The following is a 23,065-nucleotide window of genomic DNA, read 5'->3' as shown; positions in this document are numbered from 1 at the left end:
CTATGCAAAAAATTAATAGATCGTCAAATGCTCAGGTTGACGATGCGACCGGTGGGCTCTCCCAGGGTGTTGATAAATGGCCGCCCATTGAGGCTGGACTTGAGTGCATTCCCGCTGGCGGCAAACTTCGCAGAGGTAGCCGCATACATCCGTACCAAAAAATCCTGGGTAGCCGGCGCTACGGCCGAACGTGCGGCGCGCAGCTGGCCCATGTACGTGGTGTCTTCCAGTGCAGTGCGGGTGCTGAGTTCGCGCACGTTTTCCCTTTTTGCCTGCACTTCCTGCTCAGCTTGCTCTGTCTGCTGCTGCAACGCCTCCACCTTGGTTTCGGCGTTTTCAGCCTCGCGCTTGGCCTGCTCCAAGCGCGCCTTGCTCAGCGTCGCCTGTAGCGACGGTGTTGCGCTGGTAGTTGCAGTTATCGCCACGGTGAGGAAAGGGGTGTCAGGCGCTTACATTGAGCCGGTTGCCGATGACCTGGCCCTGGCCATTGACGACTGGCTTGCGTTCCGCCTCTTGTGGCTTGGGGGGCTTCTGCTCGCGGGCTGCTGCCTCACGTACGGCTTCGCGTTGGATAGCCTCGGTTCGCTTGGCAGCTTGCACCTGTTCGGGTTGCTGCACTTTGGCGCGGGTAATTTCCATACGGGCCTCCTGGGTCAGAAAGCCCGATTTTAGGAGGTGTATGCCCCGTTGATCAACCGAATAAAGGAGGGCGCTTCATGCTAAGTGTGCGCACCCGCCCGAGGTTCAGGCGTTGAATTGCAGCGCTGCCAGTCCTGCATACACGCCCCCACGGGCCACCAATTCGGCATGCGTGCCTTGTTCGACCAGCACGCCGTGGTCCAGCACCACGATCAGGTCCGCCCTTTGCACCGTAGCCAAGCGATGGGCAATGACAAGGGTGGTGCGGTCGCGCATGGCGCTCTCCAATGCGGCTTGCACCATCCGTTCACTCTCTGCGTCCAGCGCACTGGTGGCCTCGTCCAGCAACAGCAGGGGAGGGTTCTTCAGCATCGCGCGGGCAATGGCAATGCGCTGGCGCTGTCCACCTGACAGGCGCACCCCTCGCTCACCCAGGAAGGTGTCATAGCCCTCAGGCAATGCTTCAATGAACTCGTGTGCAAAGGCAGCATGTGCGGCGGCCTTCACCTCGGCATCGCTAGCGTCAGGCTTGCCGTAACGTATGTTCTCCATCGCAGAGCTGGAAAAAATGACCGCATCCTGCGGCACGATGCCCACGCGTTGTCGCAAGGCGTCCAGTGCTTGCGCACGCGTCTCCACGCCATCCAAGGCGATGCTGCCGCTTTGCGGGTCGTAGTAACGCAGCAGTAGCTGGAACACCGTGCTCTTGCCGGCACCGCTTGGGCCCACGATGGCCACGGTCTGGCCGGGCTTCACATCGAGGCTGAAGTTCTGCAATGCCTGCTGGTGCGGGCGCGAGGGGTAGTGAAAATTGATTGCTTCAAATTTGATAGCGCTTCCCGCAGAAGGCATGGGCGCCAGCACAGGATTTGAAGGTGAAGTAATCGGCGACTGGGTCCCCAGAAGTTCCATGAGCCGCTCTGTCGCACCGGCGGCACGCAGCAGGTCGCCATAGACCTCGCCCAGCACGGCAAAAGCACTGGCCAGAATGATCACGTACACCACTGTCTGTCCCAAGTGGCCCGCGGTAATGCGCCCTTCGGCCACCGCTTGTGTGCCTTGGTACAAGCCCCACAACAAAGCTGCGGAAGTGGCAATGATGATGAATGCCACCAGGCCCGAGCGCATCAAGCTGCGCTTGGTGGCAGTGGCAAACGCGTTATCGGTGGATGTCACAAAGCGCCCGGTTTCACGGCCCTCTGCGGTATAGCTTTGCACCACGGGGATGGCGTTAAGCACCTCAGCGGCAATCGCGCTGGAGTCTGCCACACGGTCCTGCGACGCGCGGGAGAGCTTGCGCACCCGCCGGCCGAACCACAAGCTGGGCAGCACGATGAGTACCAACACCACCAAGACCTGCAACATGACCACCGGGTTGGTCCACACCAGCACTCCTAGCGCGCCTATGCCCATCACCGCATTGCGCAAGCCCATGGACAGGGAAGACCCCACTACGGTTTGCACCAGGGTGGTGTCGGCCGACAAGCGGGAGAGCACTTCGCCGGTCTGGGTGGTCTCAAAAAACTCGGGGCTTTGCTTGAGTACGTGGCCGTAGACCGCGTTGCGCAGATCGGCCGTCACGCGCTCCCCCAGCCAGCTCACCATGTAGAAGCGCGCCGCCGAAAACAGGCCCAGGGCCACCGCTACCCCGAACAGGGCTGCAAAGTGGCCACGCAGCGCCATCATCTGTGCGCCCTTGTCGGTCTGCACCAGGCCACCGTCGATCAGGCTGCGCAGGGCCACCGGAAACGCCAGCGTCGCACCGGCCGCCAGCACCAGAAACACCAGTGCCATGCCAATGCGGGCCCGGTATGGCCGCAAAAAAGGTAGCAAGCCGGAGAGCGATTTGGGGTTGGTCGATTTGGGGCGGTCGGAGGAGCTCATGGAGATTCAGGTGAGGGTGGGAGGCGCGGCTGCAAGGCGGGGCGCAAAAATAAAGAATGTGCGTGCCTGGCGCCCGTAAGTATTGCGCAAGTAGCTATTGGTTTTATAGCGCCTGATTTTCGGTTTGTTTCACTTTGTTGCATAACTGCCGAGGTAAGCTCTAGGAAAAAATTCAGGAGGACAGATGGCATCCCAGGAAATCCAAGTTAACGGCATCACCGTACACATCGAAGGTCAGGGGCCGCGTACCGTGCTGATGCTGCATGGCTGGCCTGACACTTTGCGTGTCTGGGACGGCACGGTACAGGCCCTGCAGGCCCACCATCGCTGTGTGCGCTTGACCTTGCCGGGATTTGGTACCGCCGAAGGTGCGGCACCTACACCCACGGTGGACGAGATGGTGGCCTCGTTGCTGGCAGTTATCAACGCCGTCAGCCCCGGCGAGCCTGTGACACTGCTGCTGCACGACTGGGGTTGTATCTTCGGCTATGAACTGGCCATGCGCCATCCGGAGCGGGTGGCTGCCATCGTGGCGGTGGACATCGGTGATTACAACGCAGGTGCTTTTCTGGCATCACTTTCTGTCCGTCAAAAGCTGTTTGTCGCCAGTTACCAGCTCTGGTTGGCGACAGCATGGGTCCTTGGCCGCTATGTTCATGGCGGCTTGGCCGACCGCATGACCCGCTTTATGGCGCGGACCATGCGCTGCCCTGTGCCTCCCGATCAGCTGCGCTGGACCATGAATTTTCCTTACGCCATGAGCTGGTTTGGTCTGCGCGGCGGGCTCAAAACGGGTCCGGTGAAACCCACGTGTCCGGTGCTCTACGTATTCGGGGAGCGCAAGCCCTTTATGTTCCACTCACCACGTTGGGTGCACACCCTGCGTGCCTCGGAGGAAGGTGCGGCGCACGCACTGCGTTGCGGTCACTGGGTCATGCTGGACCAGCCTGAGGCCTTCCATGCCTTGCTATTGCGTTGGCTGGCAGGTCGCGAGCGCCGCAAATCCAGCCGCTGAGCCTACAGTTTCAACGTGGCGGCGTAACCCGTCAATTCCAGGTAACCGCGGCCGACCAAGCGGTTGTTACTGTCCCACACCTCGCTCAGGCCTTCCCAGTAAATGGCGCCGGTGGAGCCCCGGCTGTCAAGCTCCTGGTTGTCCAAAACAGCCCTCACGGTGTAGTAGTCCGCCGGCGTACGCACCATCCACTCCACCGGATAGCTGGCCTGGCTGAGTGGGCTGGTCCAGCGCCTTAGCGGCTTGAAAAGTACTTCTCCACGTGTGAATCCATAGCGCTGTCCGCTCCCGCTGCGAAAGGACCCTCCGTCCCACATCGCATTGCCTGTCTGGTCCCTGAGTTGAAAGGCGGTGAGTGCACTTCCGTCAAAGAGGTTGATGCCTATCCAATCCCAGCCTACCGCCTGAGGGTGCAGCACTTCCTGGCTCCACTCGTGGTCCATCCAAGCGACGCTACCGCTTTGCAGCGTGTGGGCCTGGCCCTGCACGCGGATGCTGCCGCTGGTTTGCAACTGCGGCTCGCTGTAGTAGTAGCTGGCTTGTTTCTCTTCCGGGCCCTTGCGGGACAGCCCGTCCACCCCTTGCAGGAGAACAGGCTGTGTAGCCTGAAAGCGGAGTTGGATCGCAAAGTCTTTGCCCGAAATGTCCGCCTGCAAATCAGTACCGGTGCGTCTAAGGCTCCAGTCGCGCAGGGTCACGTTGGTGTCTGTGCTGCTGGCGTGCGCCGTGTCGGCGGGGTTGGTGCCTGGCGCGTCGCCGGACCATCGAGCAATGCGCTGGTCGTGCCAGAGTTTTTTGCCGTCTACATCGGTCACCGCCGCATGGGCAAACAGCAGTTGCCGTGCAGCGAGCCGCGATTGCATGCCTTGGGTCGCGTCCACCCGGCTGCGAAAGAACGTGACCTGAAAACCCAGAAGGCGCGGCTTGCCTTTGGCGTCGCCTGGAGTGTCCGGCACCTGAGCCACCCCGGTCACGTACCACCACTCTGTCTTGAATTCGTTGTGGCTGCCTGCATCCCGCGGAAAGCGCAGGGTGGTGCGCGGCAATGCCTGCGCCGTGGGCAAGAGGCCAGCCAACGCAGGCGCCAGCAGCAGTTGCCGGCGACACAATCCGGGGTGCTTCATGCGGCGTGCCGTATTACCGCCCCACACCGCGCGCCAAGCGCTGGGCGATGGTGAGTGAGGGCTTGCCGGAATAGGCATCCAGACGCTGCCCCATCGCCAGTTCCAGTTGGTCCAGGCGCACTTGGGTGGGCGGGTGGGTGCTGAGCTGCAGGCTGAAGATCGGGTTGTCCGGTGCAGCGGTTCGCAGTCCCTGCAAGACGGCCACCAAACCATAGGGATCAAAGCCTGCGCGCGCAGCCAATGCGACGCCCACACGGTCGGCTTCGAGTTCGTCACTCTGGTCCAGGCCTTTGGAATACATGTCTTTGCCCAGCATCAGCAACTGCCCGTGCAACGCACCATTGGTTCGCTCACTGAGGCGGGCAGCGATGAGGCTGGTCAGCAAGCCCGCCTGAGCGCTTTTGCGCATGGCCTTGAGGTGGTGCTTGCCCACCACGTGCTGGATTTCATGCGCCAGAATGCCGGCCAGTTCGGACTCGTCGTTCAGGGCGTCCACCAGTCCTTTGGTCACAAACACATAGCCCCCGGGAGCCGCGAAGGCATTGAAGCCCGCGTCGTCCAGTACCCCGAAGGTCCAAGGCAGGTCCGGCCGGGCAGATTGCAGGGCAATCCAGCGCCCCAGACGGTTCACGTAGCGTTGCAGCGCCAAGTTGGGGTGCAGTGGTTTTGCTCCCAGCAACACCGCAGCCAGTTGCTTGCCCATTTCGATTTCTTTGGCTTCGTCAATCTGCTCGATGGATTGGCTGAACAGACTTGCAAGATCCCCTGAGTTGGTCGCTACTGAGTGTTGGGCCCCCGTTGCAGGGGCAGGTGCCGCAGTGCCTTGCTTCAGCAGGTTTTGAAACAGATTGCCCAGCGCCTTTCCGGGCTCCTCAGCATGTACAGCAGGCAGGGCACAAAGTAACGAAAGAGCCGCCAGGCCGAGCGCGCGCGCGATGGTGCCGTAGTGAGTCGTGCGCATCAGTTGTTGCTCTCCATACGACGGCCTGCAGGACCTGCCGGTGGTGCCGGCGGAGCGGGGACTGGCAAGGGTTCCACCGCTTGCACCTGCAATGCAGCGCTGTCCGCAAATCTCCGGGCTTGGGTGGCGTCCTGGCGCTGGCCTTCCAGCTGTGCCAGCGCAGCCGTATTGGGCTGTGCGTTGGCAATATCTTCTGCGCCCAATCCCCGGATACCCACGGTGGTCGAGGCGGTGCTGTTGTGGGACTGCGCGCTACCGCGGCTGAAAAAGTTGGTCAGCCCCCGTAGCGCGCCCGTTGCAGTGGCGGCCACGCTGCTTTGTTCGGAAGGGCTGCTCACATCAAACAAATGCATCCAACCGGTGGTGCCATTGGCCGTGCGTACTTGCACATAGGGGCCTTGGCGTACCGGCAGGCGTGTGAGTGGGGTTTGTGCAGGCAGGCTGGCCAAAGTGCCCGCAGTATCTGCGGGCGCATCCCGCAAGGTGCTGGGCCGCTTGGTGATCAGTGCGTCGTTCTGCGCCAGGGTCGGGAATGCGATTGCACCGGCCAAGGCCAGTAGCAAAGCGCGTACGAGTGTGATGTGTGACATGGAAAGCATTGTCAGGGATGCGTTGCTGCACCGCAATCCGCGGTTGATTCCTTTTGCTAGCCCTTAGTCCGGGTGCGCCTGGGTTTCGGGATCCGGTACCTCGCCGATGGCTTTGCGCGTAACAGCGGCTTGGGCCAGCAGCCAGTCGCAAAAAGCCTGAATCTCCGGGCGGCTGCTGTTGCGAGCGCCCACCAGAAGCCAATAGACCATGGGCGTGTCAATGCGGCCGCCGGGCAGTACCTCCACCAAGTCGCCACTCGCCAGGCTGTCCGCCACCAGCGGCATGCGTGCCAGCGCGATGCCTTGGCCGGTCAGTGCGGCCTGAGCGATCTGGTGCGCGTAGTTGAAATACATCCAGCGCTTGGGCTCCAGCCGGGGCTGCTGATTGAGCTCCAGCCAACGCCGCCAAGTGAGCCACTCCAGGTTCTGCACCCGGTGGGTGTCGCTGGCCTCCAGCAGGGCAAAGCGGGCCAGGTCCGCCGCTTTGCGCAACGGGGCGCCGCTTTTGAGCAACCACGGGCTGGCCACCGGGGTAAGCTGCTCGCCAAAAAGGCGCACTGCGTCCGAGCTCACCCCGCCGGGCTGGGTGTAGCGGATGGCCAGGTCCACATCGCTGGTGTCCAAGTCCACCGGGTTGTCAGTGGCGTCGATGCGGATGTCGATGTCGGGATATTCCGCCTGAAAGGCCTCCAGACGCGGAATGAGCCACATGGAGGCGAATGAGGCCCACGTCGAAATGGCCACACTTTTGCGCCCCGCGGTGCGCCGGATTTGCCGCACGGCGGAGTCGATGCGCTCCAGGGAAGGCACTGCTGCACGCAACAATTGCCCCCCCGCACCGGTGAGCTCCACAGCCCTCGTGTGGCGCAAAAACAGGGGTACCCCCACCTCTTCCTCCAGTGCCTGGATCTGCCGGCTCACGGCACTCTGCGTGAGGGCCAATTCCTCGGCAGCCGCCCTGAAATTCAGGTGTCGGGCCACGGCTTCCAGTGCGCGCAGGTGGCCGACAGCGATCGGGCGGGTACGCAGGCGGATCTCGGTATTCGGGGCGATGGCGTCAGACATGGCGGGAGACTCGCAAAATGCAATTCATGCGCAAATGGAATGAATAGCATAGCCCGATTTCATTGGACGGGGAAGGTGGGGCGGGAGGATCATCCGTTTGCCCATCCACACTTTTCAAGGAGTTTTCCATGTCATCGCAAAGCCCGTCTTCCCCTTCCTCGTTGCAAGAATTCGTGTCTGCCTCCCTGTCCGGCGTGAACCTCGCCGCTCCGGCAGCACCCGGTGTGGATGTCGCGATGGGCAAGGTGGCGCTGTGCGAGAACACCCCCTGGACTCTGCCGCAAGGCCGCGCGGTGACCCTGAAGCCCCGCACTGCCGGCGTGCTGCGCGTCATCAGTGGTCGCGCCTGGGCGACGCTGGACGTGTCGCGCAACACACCGCTTACAGAGACCGGTGACCACTTTGTGGCGCTGGGCCATGATCTGCAACTGCGTGCCGGGCAGCGCGTGGTGGTGGAAGCCTGGGCCTACAAAGGGCAGGATGGCATTCAGCTGCAATGGGTGCCAGCTCCGGAGAATTGCGCGGCCAGCCGTTGGCAGGCGGCCGTCGTGGACCCGGTGCGTGACATCGGTCATGGTCTGGCTCTGGTAGCGCGTGCCATGTGGCGACTGGTGGCAGGTCTGGCCGGGTATGCCGAATACCTGACGGCAGGCCGCGGCCGGGTGTTGCGCGGTTTGGAGTCCAACGCTCCCTGAGCGCTTGCGACTCAGGTGCGCTTCAGGTGCTTTGCCGCACCTGGAGCGCGTAGCCCAGGTTCACCGCTTCGCTGGGCACGGTATCGCCCTGCATCAGGCGGATCAGCATTTGCGCAGCTGCATGGCCGATTTCGGCACGCGGGGTGCGCACGGTGGTGAGTGGCGGCACCATCTGGTCACTGCCGGTCAGGTCATTGAAGCCGGCAATGGCCACACGCTGTGGGACTGCAACACCCGTACGCATGGCCGCCAGCAAAGCGCCTTGTGCCAGGTCGTCGTTACAGAAGAATATGGCGTCCACCGGTGGCGTCTGCCCCATGATCTGCTCAAACATGCGAGCCCCCAAGCCCAACGAAGAGGGGGCTGGGTTGAGCCACTCCAGTACTTCGTCATACAGACCGGCCTCTTGCAAGGCACTGCGCCATCCCTGCAGGCGTTGCAGGGTCCGCGGGTCCAGCTGGGCCGCTGCAAAGGCGATGCGTCGGTAACCCTTGCTTATCAAGTGGCGGGCCATGTCGCGGCCGGCATCCATTTGCGAAAAGCCTACGCAATGGGCGCCTTGTGGGGCCTCGGTGGTCATCAGGTGGACGCAGGGCACCCCGCTTTGTGCGATCAACTGTCGGGTGGTGTCATGGCGCTCCAGTCCGGTCACGATCAGGCCTGCTGGGCGGTGCAGCAGCTGCTCGCGCAACAAACTTTCTTCTTCACTGGGGTCGTAGTGGGTAATGCCGATCAGGGTTTGAAAACCGGCTTGCCTGAGCGTTTGCTGCAATGCTTCCAGCAAGTCCACAAACAAAGCGTTGGACAGCATGGGGATGAGCACAGCCACATGGCTGCTCTGGCCTGAGGCAAGGGCGCGCGCGGCAGGGTTGGGCACATAGCCCAGCGTGTCTGCTGCAGCGCGCACTTTGGCCACCAGGTCGGGCGCCACCGCGCGCTCACCCCGCAATGCGCGCGACACGGTGATGGGGCTGACGCCGGCCAACTGCGCCACATCGGACAAGGTGACGCGGCCTGTGGCGCGCGGCCGGAGAGGGTTGTTCATGGCCTAGGGAAACTACTGAATGGGTTTTTGAAATCTTCTCATAGGATAGCGCTATCCGAAAGCGATGGATCAGGGTAGTAACCCGCATCGTTCTACGTAGCGGCACTTTGCGCATGTATTTGTGGAATGCCGCCATTTTTTGAAGACTATTGGATAGCGCTATCCAAAAAAATGGAAACTATGAAATCAATTGTGATCATGGGGGTGGCCGGGTGCGGCAAGTCCAGCGTCGGTGCCCGGGTGGCAGCGGCGACCGGCATGCCGTTGGTGGAGGGGGACGACCACCACAGCCCGGCCAACCGCAGCAAGATGCAGCAGGGCATTGCGTTGACGGATGCCGACCGCGAAGGCTGGCTCGCCACCTTGAGCGAGCAGATCCGCCTGCATCCGCAGGGTGCGGTGGTGACCTGCTCTGCGCTCAAGCGCACGTACCGTGACCGGCTGCGCGCGGCAGCACCCGATTTGCTGTTTGCATTTCTCGAGATCAGCCGCACGGATGCCCAGGCCCGCGTGACCGCCCGGGCAGCCAGCCACTTTTTCTCTACCAGCCTGGTGGACAACCAATTTGCCACCTTGCAGTCCCCCACCTGTGAAGCCGGTGTATTGACCCTGAACGCCATGCAGCCGTTGGACGGCTTGCAGGCTGCCGTGACTGCATGGCTCGCAACCTACGAGGAAACTTTATGAGTGCCCCCCATACGCCGGACACACCGGTCCGCAACAGCGGCTTTGTCCGTACCACCAACGTGCTGATGGCGATCTGTCTGGGCGTTATGGCTTTGGCGGTGTTCGTCAACGTCGTATTGCGTTATGGCTTTGGCAGTGGGGTGGCTGCGAGTGAAGAGTTGTCGCGCCTGCTGTTTGTCTGGATGGTGTTCATTGGTGCCACGGCGGCCTACCCGGCCGGTGAACACATGGCATTCACCAGTCTGTTGGCAGCGTTGCAAAAACGGCCCAAGGCATTGGCCTTTATGACCCTGTTGATACGTCTGTTGGTGTTGCTGGCTTGCGGGTTGTTGGGCCGTGGTGCCTGGCAGCAGGTGGTGGTCGGGATGGACAGCACCTCGGTCGTGCTGGGCTATCCGAATGCATTGCTTCCCCTGCCCGCGCTTTTGTGCTCCTTGTCCATCGGCGCCATGGCGCTGTGGGAGTTGATTCAACGTGCCCCGCTGGACCTGGGCCACACCGCCGACGTGGAGTAAGGCCATGAGCAACGAAGGACTCTCATTTATTGTTTTCTCCGTAGGCATGCTGGCCCTCATGGGTATCGGCATGAACATGGGCTTGGCGCTGGTACTGACTGGTGCCGGCATGGCTTGGGTGCTGGATTTCTGGGACACCCAGCTGCTCGCGCAAAACCTGGTGGCGGGGGTGGATAGCTTCCCCCTGTTGGCGGTGCCTTTTTTCATACTGGCTGGTGAGCTGATGAACAGTGGCGGCATCAGCCGGCGCATCATCACCATGGCCCAAGCCTGGGTGGGGCATATCCGCGGTGGCTTGGGCTTTGTTGCCATCGGCGCGGCGGTCATGATGGCCAGCATGAGTGGCTCGGCCTTGGCCGACACCGCAGCACTCGCCACCATCCTGATGCCCATGATGCGCCAGCAGGGTTACCCCATGCACACCTCTGCGGGGCTGTTGGCGTCGGGCGGCATCATCGCGCCCATCATTCCGCCCAGCATGCCGTTTGTGATTTATGGCGTGACTACCAACACGTCCATCTCGGCCTTGTTCCTCTCCGGCATCGTGCCAGGTTTGATCATGGGCGCGGGATTGATCGTGGCCTGGAAGCTGGTGCTGCGCAACATCGAGTTGCCCGAAGGGCAGCCGCTGCCCATGCGTGAACGCCTGCAGGCCACGCTGAAAGCCTTCTGGGCCATGCTGATGCCCGTCATCATCATCGGCGGCATGAAGTCGGGTGTGTTTACGCCCACCGAAGCTGCCGTCGTGGCGGCGTTTTATGCCCTGGTGGTGGCCTTGTTGGTTCACCGCGAAATGAAGGTCGCAGAGGTTTACGGGGTGCTGGTCCGGGCTGCCAAGACCACTGCCATCGTGATGTTCTTGTGCGCAGGGGCTCAGGTGGCCAGCTACATGATCACCCTGGCGGATTTGCCCAGTGTGCTCTCCGGCTGGTTGGGCCCCTTGGTGGAGAGCCCGCGCCTGTTGATGCTGGTGATGATGTTGGTGTTGATCCTCGTGGGTACCGCGCTGGACTTGACGCCCACCATCCTGATTTTTGCGCCGGTGATGTTGCCCATCGCCGTCAAGGCAGGTATTGACCCCGTGTACTTCGGGCTGATGTTTGTGCTGAACGGCGCCATCGGGCTGATTACACCGCCCGTGGGCACGGTGCTTAACGTGGTGGCGGGGGTAGGGCGTTTGCCGCTGCACCGCGTGGTGCAGGGTGTGAATCCGTTCCTGATCACCTACACGCTGATTTTGTTTCTCTTCGTGCTTTTCCCGCAGATCGTGACCGCGCCGGTGGCGTGGATGCGCTAAGCGTTTTTCCCTTTCGCAACACAACAACACTCACTCTGGAGACATACCATGAAAGCTTCCCCCCAACTGTTCCGTCGCGCCGTTCTGGCCGTGGCTGGTGCTGCTGTATTCAGTGCCGCGTTGCCTGCACTGGCCCAAGACATCAAGCCCCGCCTGATTCGCTTTGGCTACGGCCTCAATGAGCAGAGCAACCAGGGCCGCGCGGCCAAGGTGTTTGCCGAGGCCGTGGAGAAAGCGTCCGGCGGCAAAATGAAGGTTCGCACCATCGGTGCCGCCGCCCTCGGACCCGACGTCCAGATGCAAAACTCCCTGATCGGGGGCGCGCAGGAAATGATGGTGGGTTCCACCGCCACGCTGGTCGGCATCACCAAGGAAATGGCACTGTGGGACACCCCTTTCCTGATCAGCAACGCCAAGGAAGCGGACGCACTGCTGGACGGCCCGGTCGGCGACAAGATCCGCAATAAGCTCCAGGACAAAGGCCTGGTCGGCCTGGCCTATTGGGAAAATGGTTTCCGTAACCTGACCAACAGCAAACGCGCCATCAACAAGGTGGAAGACCTGGAAGGCATCAAGTTGCGCGTGATGCAGAACAACGTCTTCCTCAACAGCTTCAAGACGCTGGGTGCCAACGCCGTGCCCATGGCCTTTTCAGAGCTCTTCAGCGCACTGGAAACCAACACGGTGGATGGCCAGGAAAACCCCTTCAACACCATCTTGTCCAGCAAGTTCTACGAGGTGCAGAAGTACGTGACCGTGACCAACCACGTCTACAGCCCCTGGATCGTTCTGGTGAGCAAAAAGTGGTGGGATCAGTTGTCCAAGGATGAGCAAAAAATCCTGAGTGATGCTGCCAAACTGAGCCGCGACTTCGAGCGCAAAGACACCCGCGAGGAAGCCGCCAAGGCCGTGGCTGACTTGAAGGCCAAGGGCATGCAGATCAACGAGTTGTCGCCCGCCGAGTCTGCCCGTATGCGCGACAAGCTCACCCGTGTGTACGCCTCCATTGGCGCAGATATCGGCATGGATTTGTGGAATGAAGCGCAGGCCGAGTTGGTGAAAATCCGCGCCAAGAAGTAAGTGTTGCCAGTGGGCGGTGAAGGCCGGCTTACCAGTCTTCCTTCACCGCCATCACTGCGTCCCGCCCGGCAGCAGCGCGACCGGACAACCAGGCGGTCAGCGTCCCTGCCGCAATCACGGCAGCCCCCAGTGCTGCCAGCCGGCCCCAAGGCAGGGCCAGCTCCATGGTCCAGTGAAAGCTCTGCGGGTTGACCACATGCACCAACACCACGGCGACTGCCAGGCCCAGCGCAATGCCGGCCAGTGCGCCCAGTGATGTCCACGCAGCGCCCTCCATGGCCACCACCCGCAGAATCTGCCGGCGTGTGAGCCCCAGATGCACCAGCAGCCCGAACTCCTTGCGCCGCGCCAGCACTTGCGCGCTGAAACTGGCCGCCACCCCGAAGAGCCCGATGGCAATGGCCACAGCCTGCAGCCAGTAGGTCACCGCAAAACTCCGGTCAAAAATCTTCAAGCTGGTGGCGCGTATCTCGCGGGCGGAGCCGAATTCCAGCAGCCTGCCGGCCTCGCCACCGGGCGTGCCGGCTAGGCGGTCGGCCAGGCTGCGCATGGCGCTCTGCAGGGCCTCGGGGGACGCGCCTTCCTCCAGCCAGAAGGCCATGTCATTGACCCGCGTGTCCCGGGTCCAATGCAAGTAATCCGCGCGGTCCAGGGTGATAGCGCCGCTCTGGCGTGCATAGTCCCGCCAGATTCCTGCTACAAAAAAAGGAGCTGCTTGCGCATATTCCGCGGGCGCCAGGGCCTGATTTGGCTTGAGGGCCAGAGAAAGGGCCGGGAAAGGTTCCCCGATCCTGGCGCCGTACAAATCCACCATCGCCTCACTCACATAAATGGCAATGCTCCCCTGTGGGACCTTGGCTACGCCTCCCACCAGGGGTAGATTCAGCTGGCTACTCTGCGGGTCCCGCAAGGGGCGGGCAATCAGCGCTACGGCAGGTTTGGCCGAGTCCAGGGAAAGATTCCGGATACGTTGGGTGGTAGCGCGTGCCACTCCGGGCAGGGCGCCGGCTTGGTCCACAAAGGCAGGGTCCAGGTACGCGGTGTCCAGCGCGGTGCTGCTGGTGGCGGTGCGCAGGTACAGGTCTGCGGGCAGCACCTGGTCCAGCCAGTCCATCACCGAGCCGCGAAAGCTGGCCACCATCACGGTAAGGGCCACGGCCAGGCTCAGGGCCGCGACAACGCCACTCACGGCAACCGTCGCACTCTCGCGCACGCGCCGGGCGCGCTCTACTGCCAGCAGAGGTAGCAGCTGGTCTGCCAGTAACGGTGCCACGCGGTTGAGCACCACGCTCACGAGCGCAGGCAGGCTCACAATACCGCCCAGCAGCAGGGCCGCCACACTGAGGTAGGCGGCCAGCGGCATGTCCCACACCGGGGGCAAGAGGGCCAGCAGACCGCCGGCCGCCAGCAACGCTACGCCCCAACGCACACCGCTGCCACCACCTTGGCTGTGCCCCAAACCCTTCAGGTTTTGGGCGGGTGGCAAGGCTTGCGCCAGTCGGGCAGGGCCCCATGCGCCGAGCAAAGCTGCGGCAGTGCCCAGTGCCCCAAACACCAGCGCAGCCCAAGGGCTCCATTGCAAGGCTGGTGTGGCGCCGCTGAAGTAACCGCCACCCAAGTCGCCACCCAAGAGGCGAAGTGCGAGGGCCGCCAATGCAGTGCCCAGCAGCAGACCGAGCGCGCTGCCGAAGGCACCCAAAGCAGCGGCTTCCCACAGCACCAATTGCAGACGTTGCCGACCGGTCAGGCCCAGCACCGCCAGCAAAGCAAACTGCTGCGAGCGCCGCGTCACGCTCAAGGCGAGCACCGAAAACACCAGAAAGCCGCCGGTAAACAAGGCCACCAGCGCCAGCACCGTCAGGTTCACCCGATAGGCGCGTGAGAGATTGCTGATCCGGGTGACCGCATCGCCAGGCTCGCGCAGTGTGGCACCTGCTGGCCAATCGGCCTCGCTTTGCAGCCGTTGCACCAAAGCCTTGCGGTCAACCCCGGCGCGCAGACGCAGGTCGACCCGCGTGATGCGTTCGCCCAGGCCGAAAAGGTCTTGCACAGCCGCAATATCCATCACGGCCAGCGCTGCGCCGCCCGCCGCCACGCTGCCCGCCACGCGCACCGCTTGCATGCGCAAGCCAATCTGCAACTGCAGCGTGTTGCCACCTAGGGACTGGCGCGCCAGCGGATTCAAAAAAACGGTATCGGGCGCGAAGAAGGACAGTCTGTCTGCGCCTTCGGCCTTGTCCGGCCGCGGCAGCAAGTCCGGGGCCATGGCTGCCACTTGCAGAGGGTCTATGCCGATTACCCGCAGCAGCGTGCGCTTGGGCTCGGCGCTGGAGTTGGTACTTGTGGTGGACGAGGCGGGCAGGGCGTACGTGCTGATTTCCAGCACCGGTGAGGCCAGCGCAATGTCCGGATCGCGCTGCAAGCGGCCCCATAGTTCAAGAGGCACGCCCTCGGTGCTATCGGCGCTGCGCAGCTCCAGGTCGGGCTGGCCGCCCACCGAGCGCACTGCCTGCGAAAACTCGTCCAAGGCAGAGGCGTTGATCAGGTGCACCGAAAACGCCAGCGCCACCCCCAGCATCACCGACACCACCGCTGCCGCATTGCGCCAAGGGTGCTGGCGCAGCTCCTGCCAGGAGAAGCTGCAAAGTAGGGGCCACAAGGGCCCTGCGGGGCGCCGGAAGTTCTGGAACATGGGGCGATTGTGCAATTTCACCGATACCGCAGGCTCTATAGTGGAGATCGGACAGTTGCCAACAACAAAGCACAGGGAGCGGGCATGCGGGTCATGGTTTTGGGCGGGTACGGGAATTTCGGAGCACGTATTTGCCGGGCATTGGCGGGGTCACCCTCCATAGATCTGCTGGTTGCCGGCAGGGACGGGCTCTCGGCACAAAATTTTGCGGAAACCATACCCGCACGGGACCGTGCCCGTGGTGTGGCGGTGGATATGCACAGTCCCGATTTCTCACGGGTCTTGGCCGATTTGAACGTTGAGTTGCTGATTCACACCGCAGGCCCCTTTCAGGGGCAGGACTACGCGGTGGCGCGTGCTTGTGCGCAAGCCGGCGCACACTACATCGATCTGGCGGACGGGCGGCGTTTTGTGTGCGATTTCGCACCGGCCTTGGACGTGGAATTCAAAGCGTCAGACCGCGTAGCCATCTGTGGCGCCAGCACAGTGCCTGCGTTGTCGTCAGCCGTGGTGAATGCACTCTGTGGCGGATGGCAAGCTATAGAGACCATCGACATTTGCATAGCGCCCGCACAGACCGCTCCACGGGGCGTGGCCACCATGCGGGCGGTGCTCGGCTATTGTGGGGAATCGATCCAGGTCTGGCGCAACGGACAGTGGCAGTCGCTCACCGGTTGGGGCGATCCGCAGCCTGTAGAAATACGCGGCTTGAAGGCTCGCCTTGGCTCGCCCTGTGATATCCCTGACCTGGAGCTATTTCCTTCGCATTACGCCGTGCGCAATCGTGTCGAATTCCGTGCGGCCGTAGAAGTGACCTTGGCGCAGAAAGTGTTTTCCGCCATGGCTTGGCTGCGTCGGCATCGGGTGTTTCCCAATCCCGCTGTTCTTGCCGGGGCCCTGAACGCGGGTGCAAAGTGTTTTGACCCCTTTGGCTCGGCGTTGGGTGGGATGGTCGTCCGGGTTTCCGGGACGGGTGTGGATGGCAACTCCCTGAAACGGTCCTGGCACATTGCAGCGGACCATGACCATGGGCCAGAAATTCCTTGCTTGGCCGCCATTCTGCTGGCCCGGAAACTGGCTTCAGGTCAGCGCTTCACGGCGGGGGCTTACCCTGCCATGGGCCTTTTGGCCTTGGATGAATTCAGCCCAGAGTTTGCAAAATGGGGCATGGTGACTCAGGTCGTAGAGGAGCGTTGAGGCCATGGCTCACGGCACATTTGAGTTTCAGATGCCCGCTCCGTCAGCAGTGGTGTTTGATGCATTTCACTACCACGCATGGCGGCTACGCTGGGACTCTTTGGTCAAGAACACGCGGGTTGAAGGTGGTGCGCCGTGTCCCTCGGTCGGGGCGGTTACGGTCAGCGGTGGCAAGGGCTGGATGCAAAGCTTATCCATGCACACCCGATTCGTCAGCTACTCGCCCCCCTTATTAGCGGCTGCGACCATGGTGGGGACTGCCTTTCCTTTTTCGCGTTGGGCCGCTTCCATGCGACATAGGGACAGTGGGGAAGGTCGTTCCATTCTTTTGTACACCTACACGCTGGAAGCCGGTCCCGGGTTTCTGATGCGATGCATCGAACCTCTGATTGACGCCGTTTTCAGGTACCAGACGCGGAAGCGCTTTGCGCGTTTGCAGTCGTTTTTGGCCCAGCATGCTTCTGACGTAGAACAGTGGCAAGCCGGAGGAAGACGCAATGTCTCTTTCTGATCGAAATTTGCTGCGCTATAGCTTGGTGTTGGTGTGGCTACTCACCGCAATTTGCAGTGTGTGGGAGTTGGAAGGGCAGAGCCGCGCGTTGTTGCTTGCAGGTGGCATTGCGGATCCGTTTCTTGCCAATGTCCTGGTGTGGAGTGGCGCTGCGCTAGACCTGATTCTTGGCGTGCTCTTGTGGTGGAAACCGCGCCGCCGTGTCTTTCTTGCAGCACTTATTGCCATGTTGCTCATGACAGTGGTCGCTACGCTTCTGACACCGGCTTTGTGGTTGCATCCTTTGGGGCCCCTCTCCAAAAATTTGCCCATTGCAGCCATCCTTTTTGTTTTGATGAGGAGTACCAAATGAGCGGCTTTTTGCTGGTCAAGTGGATCCATATTCTGTCCAGCACAGTTCTGGTTGGTACCGGCTTTGGCACCGCGTTCTACATGTTTTTCGTGAACCGCAGCGGGGTCGTTGCAGCACAGGCGGTGGTGACCCGATTGGTTGTTCGCGCCGACTGGTGGCTTACCACGCCCGCAGCGGTGGTCCAGCCGGTGACAGGGTTCATGATGGTCTATCTCGCGGGGTACCCCTTGGACTCGCCTTGGCTGGTGGTGTCTTTTGCGCTGTACCTGATCACCGGTGCCTGCTGGATGCCGGTGGTCGGTTTGCAGATCCGCATGGCGGCTCTGGCCAAAGAGGCCCATGAGAATGGGCAGGCCTTGCCCGGGGAGTACTGGGACTATGCCCGCCGTTGGGAAACCTTGGGCTACCCGGCCTTTGTGGCCATGCTGGCTGTGTTCTATCTCATGGTCCATAAACCGGTTCTTTGGGGCTAGCGCGTGCAGCCACGGGCTGAAAGCCTACAATCACGGCTTCCACCGGGGGTGTCCGTCACAGGACTGAGAAATACCCCATGTACCTGATCTGGGTTATGCCAGCGTAGGAAGTGTGAGAAGCCAGAGTCCCGTTTGCGGATGCCGGTTTTTGATGCAGCCTTCGCCGGCGCATTGAAAGAGAGCACACCATGCAACACGGGATTTTTTCGTTTCTGAAGACCACTCTGGGCGCCGCCTTTTTAGCCGCTGGTCTTACCGCTGGCCTCACCGCTGCCCACGCCGCCGACTTGCGCGTGCTGACACACAGCTCCTTCACCGTCCCCAAGCCATTGCTGGCCCAGTTTGAAAAAGAGAACGGTGTAAAGCTGCGAATCACCAAAGCGGGTGATGCCGGCGAGATGCTCAACAAGCTCATCCTCACCAAGGCCAACCCGATTGCCGACGTGGTGTATGGCATTGACAACGCTTTGGCCCCCAAGGCACTGGCGGCTGACGTGTTGGAAGCCGGTGCCCCCGCTGCGGCCGGCCGCAAACCCGTGGCTGAACTGCCCGCGCCCTTGGTGCCGGTGGACTACGGCTATGTCACCCTGAACTACGACAAAGCCTGGTTCGCCAAAAACGGTGTGGCCTTGCCCAAAACCCTGGACGACTTGACCCAACCTGCCTACGCCAAGTTGCTGGTCGTGCAAAACCCGGCCACCAGCAGCCCCGGCTATGCGTTTTTGCTCTCTACCATCGCCACCTTGGGCGAAGACAAGGCCTTTGATTTCTGGGCCAAGCTGCGCGTCAACGGTCTCAAAGTGGCCAAGGGCTGGACCGAGGCCTACTACACCGAGTTCAGCCAGAACGGCGGCAAGCATCCCCTGGTGGTGAGCTACGCCAGCAGCCCCGCGGCCGAGCTTTTCTACAGCAAGACCAAATTGGCCGAGCCACCCACAGGCTCCTTGAGCTTGCCGGGCGCGGTGTTCCGCCAGGTCGAAGGCGTGGCCTTGGTCAAGGGCGGTAAAAACCGCGCCGCCGCCGAGAAATTTGTGGACTTCATGCGTTCTGCCCCCGTTCAAACCGGCATGCAAACTGAGATGTGGATGTTCCCCGCCGAAGCTGGTGTGGCCAAGGCTGAGGCCTTCAAGTTCGCTCCAGAGCCAACCGCCTTCAGCGCACCGTCGGACGCGGACATCGCGGCCAAAGGCGCGGAATGGGTAGCCCGCTGGACCAAGGTGGTCTTGAAGTAAGTGTTGTCACAGACAGCAGTGCGTAGAGCGTAAGGCCGGGATGCTGCCTCTGGTATGTCGATCCAGCCCGATTGCGCGCTGGTGGCTGGCGGCTGTGCCACTGGCGTTTCTCGCGGTGGTCTTGGTAGCGCCGGCGCTGCGCTTGCTCGCGGAGGGCTGGGGTGCGGAGAGCTTGTGGGCACCTTGGCAGGACGACTATTTGCGCGGGCGCCTGCTTTGGTCACTGGTGCAAGCGGCCATGACCTGCGCTGTTACTTTGCTGCTCGGCTTGCCCATGGCTTGGGTGCTGGCACGCTGGGAGTTCCCCGGCAGGGCACTCCTGTTGCGAGGGCTGATGCTGCCCTTTGTAGTGCCCACGCTGGTGGCCGCCATGGGGGTGTTGGCGCTGGCAGGGCCCAAGGGCTGGCTGGCCCACTGGGGCGGACCGGACCTGCAAGGCACACCCTGGCTGCTGCTGTATGGCAACTTGTTTTTCAATCTGTGTGTGGTGGTGCGTGCTGGCGTCGATGCGCTTTCCAGCGTGAGTGCCGCGCGGGTGGCCGCGGCCCGCAGTCTGGGGGCCACACCTTGGCGGGCCTTCTGGCGGGTGGAGTGGCCGGCGATAGCACCGTGGTTGGCCTCCGCCCTGTGCCTGGTGTTTCTGTATTGCTTCTCAGGTTTCGGCTTGGCGCTGGTGTTGGGCGGGCAGGACTACGCCACCGCCGAGGTCGAGATCTACACCTTGGTCGCCCACGAGCTGCAGCTCGGGCAGGCCGGTGTGCTGTCTTTTTGGATGCTGGCACTCACCGCCATCGTGGCCTGGGGCTATGCCTTCATGGAGCGCCGTTTGGCCACACCCGCGCGTGCAGACGCCATACCCCGCCGTCGCCCGCAGGGCTGGGCCGCTTGGGGGACAGTGGTCGCTGTTGTGTTGATATGGATGCTTATTTGTGCTGCGCCGCTCGTCAGCATTGCGCGAGGCGCTATGAATTCAGGAGCAATCGCGTGGACCGTGTTGACCGATGAAGACACACTCTTGGCCTTGTCCAACACCGCGCAATTCTCCGCACTGGCGCTGGCGCTGGCTACCGGCTTAGGGCTGGCGCACGCCTTGGCCGCGCAGCGGGTGCTGTGGCTGCGCACGCTGGTGTTTCTGCCTTTTATTGTGTCGCCGGTGATGGTGGCTTTTGGTTTGCTGCTGCTGTACCCGCAGTGGAGCGGCAGCTTCGGGGTGCTGGTAGCGGCGTATGCGTTGTTGGCCTATCCCTTCGTCGCCAAGTCGCTGGCTGCGAGGCTGGACAGCCTGCCCGCGCACTACCTGGAGGCCGCGCGCAGCTTGGGCGCAAGTCCGTGGCGCTGCTTCTGGCGGGTGACCTTGCCATTGCTGGCACCGGCCTTGCGCCGGGGAATGGCATTTGCCGCTGCCACCGCAGTGGGGGAATTTGCGGTCAGCCTGTTTTTATCGCGCCCTGAGTGGGCAACGCTCACCACCCTGATCTACCAGCATCTGGGCAAACCGGGGGCGGACAATCTGGCAGCTGCACAAGTGTTGGCTTGTGTGTTGATGGGGCTGGCCTTGCTGGCCTTTGTGTTGATTGAATGGCCCACGGATGAGGACGAAGCGCGTGCTTGAGCTGCTGAACATTTCCAAACAATGGGCACCGCCGCGCGGTGCGCCGAAAGCCTTGCTGCGTGGCGCATCGGTGGCAGTGGCCGCTGGCGAAACCGTGGCCTTGCTCGGACCCAGCGGCAGCGGCAAAAGCACCTTGTTGCGCATTGCGGCCGGGCTGGAGCAGGCGGATGCCGGCATGGTGCGCATGGATGGCGCAGACATTTCTGTCACACCGCCCGAGCGGCGCGGCTTTGCGCTCATGTTTCAGGATTTCGCCCTGTTCCCGCACCTCAACGTGCAGGACAACGTAGCGTTCGGCCTGGTCGAGCAGCGCATACCCAAAGCGGCCGCGTGCGATCAAGCGCGGGCCATGCTGGCGCGCTTCGGCTTGTCGGCCTACGCTTTGTCCAAAGTCTGGCAACTCTCCGGCGGCGAGCAACAACGCGTGGCGCTCGCCCGTGCGCTGATCACCCGGCCCCGGGCCCTGCTGCTGGACGAGCCTTTCTCAGCGCTGGATGCTGACTTGCGCTTGCAACTGCGGGACGAATTCAAGGCCCATATCGCTGAACACCGGATGGCTACCTTGTGGGTCACGCATGACGAGTCGGAGGCGCGGGCTATAGCCGCAAGGGGCTATCGCCTCACTGAGGGCACTTTGCTGCAGGTTTGGTGAAATAGTTCCGCAAAGTAGTCCGACCGGCCTATCGCAAGGTGGGCCGAGTATCTGTATCGTCCGGTTACAAATTACAGGGTGCAGAAATGACTATTTCATCAATGAAGACTAGGCTCGCCTTTTTGGTTATATTTCTTGCGAGTTCCATCGCGCAAGCCACTCCGGTCACGTTGCTGACTAAAGCCAACACGTTCGACACCATCTATGGCGTCAACTTTGGTACTTCCAGCATCTACAGCACGAGCTTTCTGGGTGGAGTAACCGCCGATTTTTCCGCGTACAAAGGCAGAGACGAAGCAAAGTTCAGCTTCAAAAATGCGCAAGACGGTTATCAGGGCGTTGGTGTTTCTCCGAAGTCGGGTGGTGAACGAACTCCAGGGGAAATTGATATTGGTGAGACCATCAAGGGCTCCTTTTCTAGTGCGATTCATATCAAGAGCTTCACTGTTGGCCTCCTTTTCAATGGCGCTGAATACAGCGATATGAAAGAAAAGGCGGTTATTTCTGTGGTTTATGCGGATAACAGCTTGGGCTCTTTCAGCCTGATTGCCACGGGCGATACGAGCGCAACGTGGAGTGTGGGAGGCACCGCTGTCAATATGCTGAGTCCCGCGACTTTAGGAAAAGGCGGAGCATGGTCTGTGGTGAATCCGTTCGGCAACAAGTTGGTTAAACAAGTATCTTTCGGTGCTGCGCCTGGCCTCATGAGTTGCCACACATGTACCAATGAATCTGACTACACATTCATGAGCATTACCGCTGCGGTCCCGGAGCCAGAAACCTACGCCATGTTGTTGGCTGGTTTGGCGGCAATCGGTGCGATGGTGCGGCGCAAGAAGAAGGTCTGATTCCTCTTGAATGCAAAAAGCCTCTGTGATCCACAGAGGCTTTTTTTATGGGATTTTCTCTAATGGCTTGATGCTGTCCTTGAGCACCTGCGGCGGGTAATAGGCCGCGAAGCCTTTGTGCACAGTACCGGCCTGTGCGGTGCGCTGCATCGCAGACTGGAGGAACTTCATCAGGCCGGGCTCCAGTGAGGTCTTGGAGAGGTAGACGCCACTCTCTCCCCATGGAATGTTGTCCAGGGGTTCAAAGCGCAACTTTTCCAATTGGTCGCTCAATCGCGCATCTTCCTGCATGGCACCGTAGATGATGGTGGGCACCATGATGGTCACATCGTTAGGGTTGGTCTTCATCAGGCGCGCTACCGCGTTGGGATCGGCCTCCAGAAGAACCCGGTTCTCTTTGCCCATCGCCTCGATCAGCTCGTGGTACGCGTTGCCATAGTCGTAGCCGCGCACCACCACCAACCGGACCTCTTTGTTGTTCAGTACGTCCTGCGTCGTTTTGAAGGGTGCACGTTGCAAGTCGCCCAAGGAAATCACCATGGCTCGGCTCCGCACCATGGGGACGAATACGCCGAACTCATCCCGCCTCACAGACCGGGTGCTCGCCACAATCATGTCGGCCTTGCCGCTCTCGTACAGTTTTTCAAGGCGGGCGCGGGGAACCGGCGTGACAACAAAGCGGCATTTCTCTTTCGTGGAAATGGCGTTGAGGATGTCGGGGTAAATGCCGCGCACGGCATCGCCATCAATGACTACGCTCTGGCCCGTGGCAGACACGGGCACTTGGATGGCGCGATTGCAATGTGCCGTTGCGAGGCCTGACACGCTGATGCCCAAGCTTGCCATGGCGATGCGACGGTTGATGCCTGCTGGAGACTTCAAGATGTGGGCTGCGTGTG

At 61.6% G+C, this 23,065-nt stretch carries 24 protein-coding genes and 1 riboswitch; of the genes, 14 read left to right on the top strand and 10 right to left on the bottom strand.

What is annotated here, in order from left to right:
- Positions 1-23: 23 nt before the first annotated feature.
- The 3 genes from AEP_RS05840 to AEP_RS05830 form a co-directional block, all read right to left on the bottom strand.
- Positions 24-425, bottom strand: coding sequence for a hypothetical protein (locus AEP_RS05840; RefSeq protein WP_157673063.1), 402 nt, complete (start codon positions 423-425; stop codon positions 24-26).
- Between the two features lie 16 nt (positions 426-441).
- Complete coding sequence (locus AEP_RS05835; protein WP_087494516.1) at positions 442-639, bottom strand: hypothetical protein; 198 nt, start codon at positions 637-639, stop codon at positions 442-444.
- A gap of 105 nt (positions 640-744) precedes the next feature.
- Positions 745-2,523 (bottom strand): ABC transporter transmembrane domain-containing protein, encoded by a 1,779-nt coding sequence (locus tag AEP_RS05830; protein WP_087494515.1) that lies wholly within the window; start codon positions 2,521-2,523, stop codon positions 745-747.
- Positions 2,524-2,707: 184 nt separating this feature from the next.
- Between AEP_RS05830 and AEP_RS05825 the strand changes: the two genes are divergently transcribed.
- On the top strand, positions 2,708-3,538 hold the full coding sequence (locus tag AEP_RS05825; protein ID WP_087494514.1) for an alpha/beta fold hydrolase: 831 nt from the start codon (positions 2,708-2,710) through the stop codon (positions 3,536-3,538).
- Positions 3,539-3,540: 2 nt separating this feature from the next.
- Here the strand turns inward: AEP_RS05825 and AEP_RS05820 are convergent, their stop codons facing one another.
- The 4 genes from AEP_RS05820 to AEP_RS05805 form a co-directional block, all read right to left on the bottom strand.
- On the bottom strand, positions 3,541-4,662 hold the full coding sequence (locus AEP_RS05820) for a lipocalin-like domain-containing protein (protein WP_087494513.1): 1,122 nt from the start codon (positions 4,660-4,662) through the stop codon (positions 3,541-3,543).
- A 13-nt stretch (positions 4,663-4,675) separates the two neighbouring features.
- Positions 4,676-5,623, bottom strand: coding sequence for a M48 family metalloprotease (locus AEP_RS05815; RefSeq protein WP_087494512.1), 948 nt, complete (start codon positions 5,621-5,623; stop codon positions 4,676-4,678).
- Positions 5,623-6,213 carry an SH3 domain-containing protein gene (locus tag AEP_RS05810; RefSeq protein WP_157673062.1) on the bottom strand — a complete coding sequence of 197 codons (591 nt, stop codon included), beginning with the start codon at positions 6,211-6,213 and terminating at the stop codon, positions 5,623-5,625. Before AEP_RS05810 ends, AEP_RS05815 begins: the two co-directional genes overlap by 1 nt.
- Positions 6,214-6,276: 63 nt before the next feature.
- Positions 6,277-7,278, bottom strand: a complete 1,002-nt coding sequence (locus AEP_RS05805; protein ID WP_087494510.1) for a LysR substrate-binding domain-containing protein — start codon at positions 7,276-7,278, stop codon at positions 6,277-6,279.
- Positions 7,279-7,406: 128 nt separating this feature from the next.
- Here AEP_RS05805 and AEP_RS05800 point away from each other — a divergent pair, with 128 nt between their 5' ends.
- Positions 7,407-7,973 carry a DUF2917 domain-containing protein gene (locus AEP_RS05800; RefSeq protein WP_087494509.1) on the top strand — a complete coding sequence of 189 codons (567 nt, stop codon included), beginning with the start codon at positions 7,407-7,409 and terminating at the stop codon, positions 7,971-7,973.
- A gap of 22 nt (positions 7,974-7,995) precedes the next feature.
- Here the strand turns inward: AEP_RS05800 and AEP_RS05795 are convergent, their stop codons facing one another.
- A complete protein-coding gene (locus tag AEP_RS05795) occupies positions 7,996-9,018 on the bottom strand; it encodes a LacI family DNA-binding transcriptional regulator (RefSeq protein ID WP_087494508.1) in 1,023 nt (340 codons plus the stop codon).
- A gap of 180 nt (positions 9,019-9,198) precedes the next feature.
- Here AEP_RS05795 and AEP_RS05790 point away from each other — a divergent pair, with 180 nt between their 5' ends.
- The 4 genes from AEP_RS05790 to AEP_RS05775 are packed head-to-tail and all read left to right on the top strand — an operon-like array spanning position 9,199 to position 12,597.
- Positions 9,199-9,705 carry a gluconokinase gene (locus AEP_RS05790; RefSeq protein WP_232459944.1) on the top strand — a complete coding sequence of 169 codons (507 nt, stop codon included), beginning with the start codon at positions 9,199-9,201 and terminating at the stop codon, positions 9,703-9,705.
- Positions 9,702-10,220, top strand: a complete 519-nt coding sequence (locus AEP_RS05785; protein WP_087494507.1) for a TRAP transporter small permease — start codon at positions 9,702-9,704, stop codon at positions 10,218-10,220. The genes AEP_RS05790 and AEP_RS05785 overlap by 4 nt, the downstream gene beginning before the upstream one ends.
- A 4-nt stretch (positions 10,221-10,224) precedes the next feature.
- A complete protein-coding gene (locus AEP_RS05780) occupies positions 10,225-11,517 on the top strand; it encodes a TRAP transporter large permease (RefSeq protein WP_087494506.1) in 1,293 nt (430 codons plus the stop codon).
- Positions 11,518-11,565: 48 nt separating this feature from the next.
- Positions 11,566-12,597 (top strand): TRAP transporter substrate-binding protein, encoded by a 1,032-nt coding sequence (locus AEP_RS05775; RefSeq protein ID WP_087494505.1) that lies wholly within the window; start codon positions 11,566-11,568, stop codon positions 12,595-12,597.
- A gap of 28 nt (positions 12,598-12,625) precedes the next feature.
- Here AEP_RS05775 and AEP_RS05770 read toward each other — a convergent pair whose 3' ends face one another.
- On the bottom strand, positions 12,626-15,289 hold the full coding sequence (locus AEP_RS05770; protein ID WP_442873362.1) for an ABC transporter permease: 2,664 nt from the start codon (positions 15,287-15,289) through the stop codon (positions 12,626-12,628).
- A gap of 84 nt (positions 15,290-15,373) precedes the next feature.
- Between AEP_RS05770 and AEP_RS05765 the strand changes: the two genes are divergently transcribed.
- The 8 genes from AEP_RS05765 to AEP_RS20965 all read left to right on the top strand — a co-directional run bounded on the left by AEP_RS05765 (position 15,374) and on the right by AEP_RS20965 (position 22,166).
- Positions 15,374-16,486 carry a saccharopine dehydrogenase family protein gene (locus tag AEP_RS05765; RefSeq protein ID WP_087494504.1) on the top strand — a complete coding sequence of 371 codons (1,113 nt, stop codon included), beginning with the start codon at positions 15,374-15,376 and terminating at the stop codon, positions 16,484-16,486.
- 4 nt (positions 16,487-16,490) lie between these two features.
- Positions 16,491-16,997 carry an SRPBCC family protein gene (locus AEP_RS05760; RefSeq protein ID WP_087494503.1) on the top strand — a complete coding sequence of 169 codons (507 nt, stop codon included), beginning with the start codon at positions 16,491-16,493 and terminating at the stop codon, positions 16,995-16,997.
- Positions 16,984-17,349 carry a DoxX-like family protein gene (locus tag AEP_RS05755; RefSeq protein ID WP_087494502.1) on the top strand — a complete coding sequence of 122 codons (366 nt, stop codon included), beginning with the start codon at positions 16,984-16,986 and terminating at the stop codon, positions 17,347-17,349. Before AEP_RS05760 ends, AEP_RS05755 begins: the two co-directional genes overlap by 14 nt.
- Positions 17,346-17,822, top strand: coding sequence for a DUF2269 family protein (locus AEP_RS05750; protein ID WP_087494501.1), 477 nt, complete (start codon positions 17,346-17,348; stop codon positions 17,820-17,822). Before AEP_RS05755 ends, AEP_RS05750 begins: the two co-directional genes overlap by 4 nt.
- Positions 17,823-17,856: 34 nt before the next feature.
- Positions 17,857-17,950: riboswitch (TPP riboswitch) on the top strand.
- A 60-nt stretch (positions 17,951-18,010) separates the two neighbouring features.
- Complete coding sequence (locus AEP_RS05745) at positions 18,011-19,054, top strand: thiamine ABC transporter substrate-binding protein (protein WP_087494500.1); 1,044 nt, start codon at positions 18,011-18,013, stop codon at positions 19,052-19,054.
- 40 nt (positions 19,055-19,094) lie between these two features.
- Entirely contained in the window at positions 19,095-20,666 is a 1,572-nt protein-coding gene (locus tag AEP_RS05740; protein WP_087494499.1) for an ABC transporter permease, read from the top strand.
- On the top strand, positions 20,659-21,318 hold the full coding sequence (locus AEP_RS05735; RefSeq protein WP_232459943.1) for an ABC transporter ATP-binding protein: 660 nt from the start codon (positions 20,659-20,661) through the stop codon (positions 21,316-21,318). The genes AEP_RS05740 and AEP_RS05735 overlap by 8 nt, the downstream gene beginning before the upstream one ends.
- 86 nt (positions 21,319-21,404) lie before the next feature.
- The gene (locus AEP_RS20965; RefSeq protein ID WP_232459942.1) at positions 21,405-22,166 is read left to right on the top strand and encodes a PEP-CTERM sorting domain-containing protein; all 762 of its coding nucleotides are present in this window, start codon (positions 21,405-21,407) and stop codon (positions 22,164-22,166) included.
- A 45-nt stretch (positions 22,167-22,211) separates the two neighbouring features.
- Here the strand turns inward: AEP_RS20965 and AEP_RS05725 are convergent, their stop codons facing one another.
- Entirely contained in the window at positions 22,212-23,048 is an 837-nt protein-coding gene (locus tag AEP_RS05725) for a substrate-binding periplasmic protein (RefSeq protein WP_157673061.1), read from the bottom strand.
- Between the last annotated feature and the right edge of the window lie 17 nt (positions 23,049-23,065).

This window comes from Curvibacter sp. AEP1-3, assembly GCF_002163715.1.
In the GTDB taxonomy this organism is placed as follows: Bacteria; Pseudomonadota; Gammaproteobacteria; order Burkholderiales; family Burkholderiaceae_C; genus Allorhodoferax.
The sequence above is the reverse complement of the archived record's forward strand: the minus strand, read 5'-3'. Positions and strand labels throughout refer to the sequence as shown.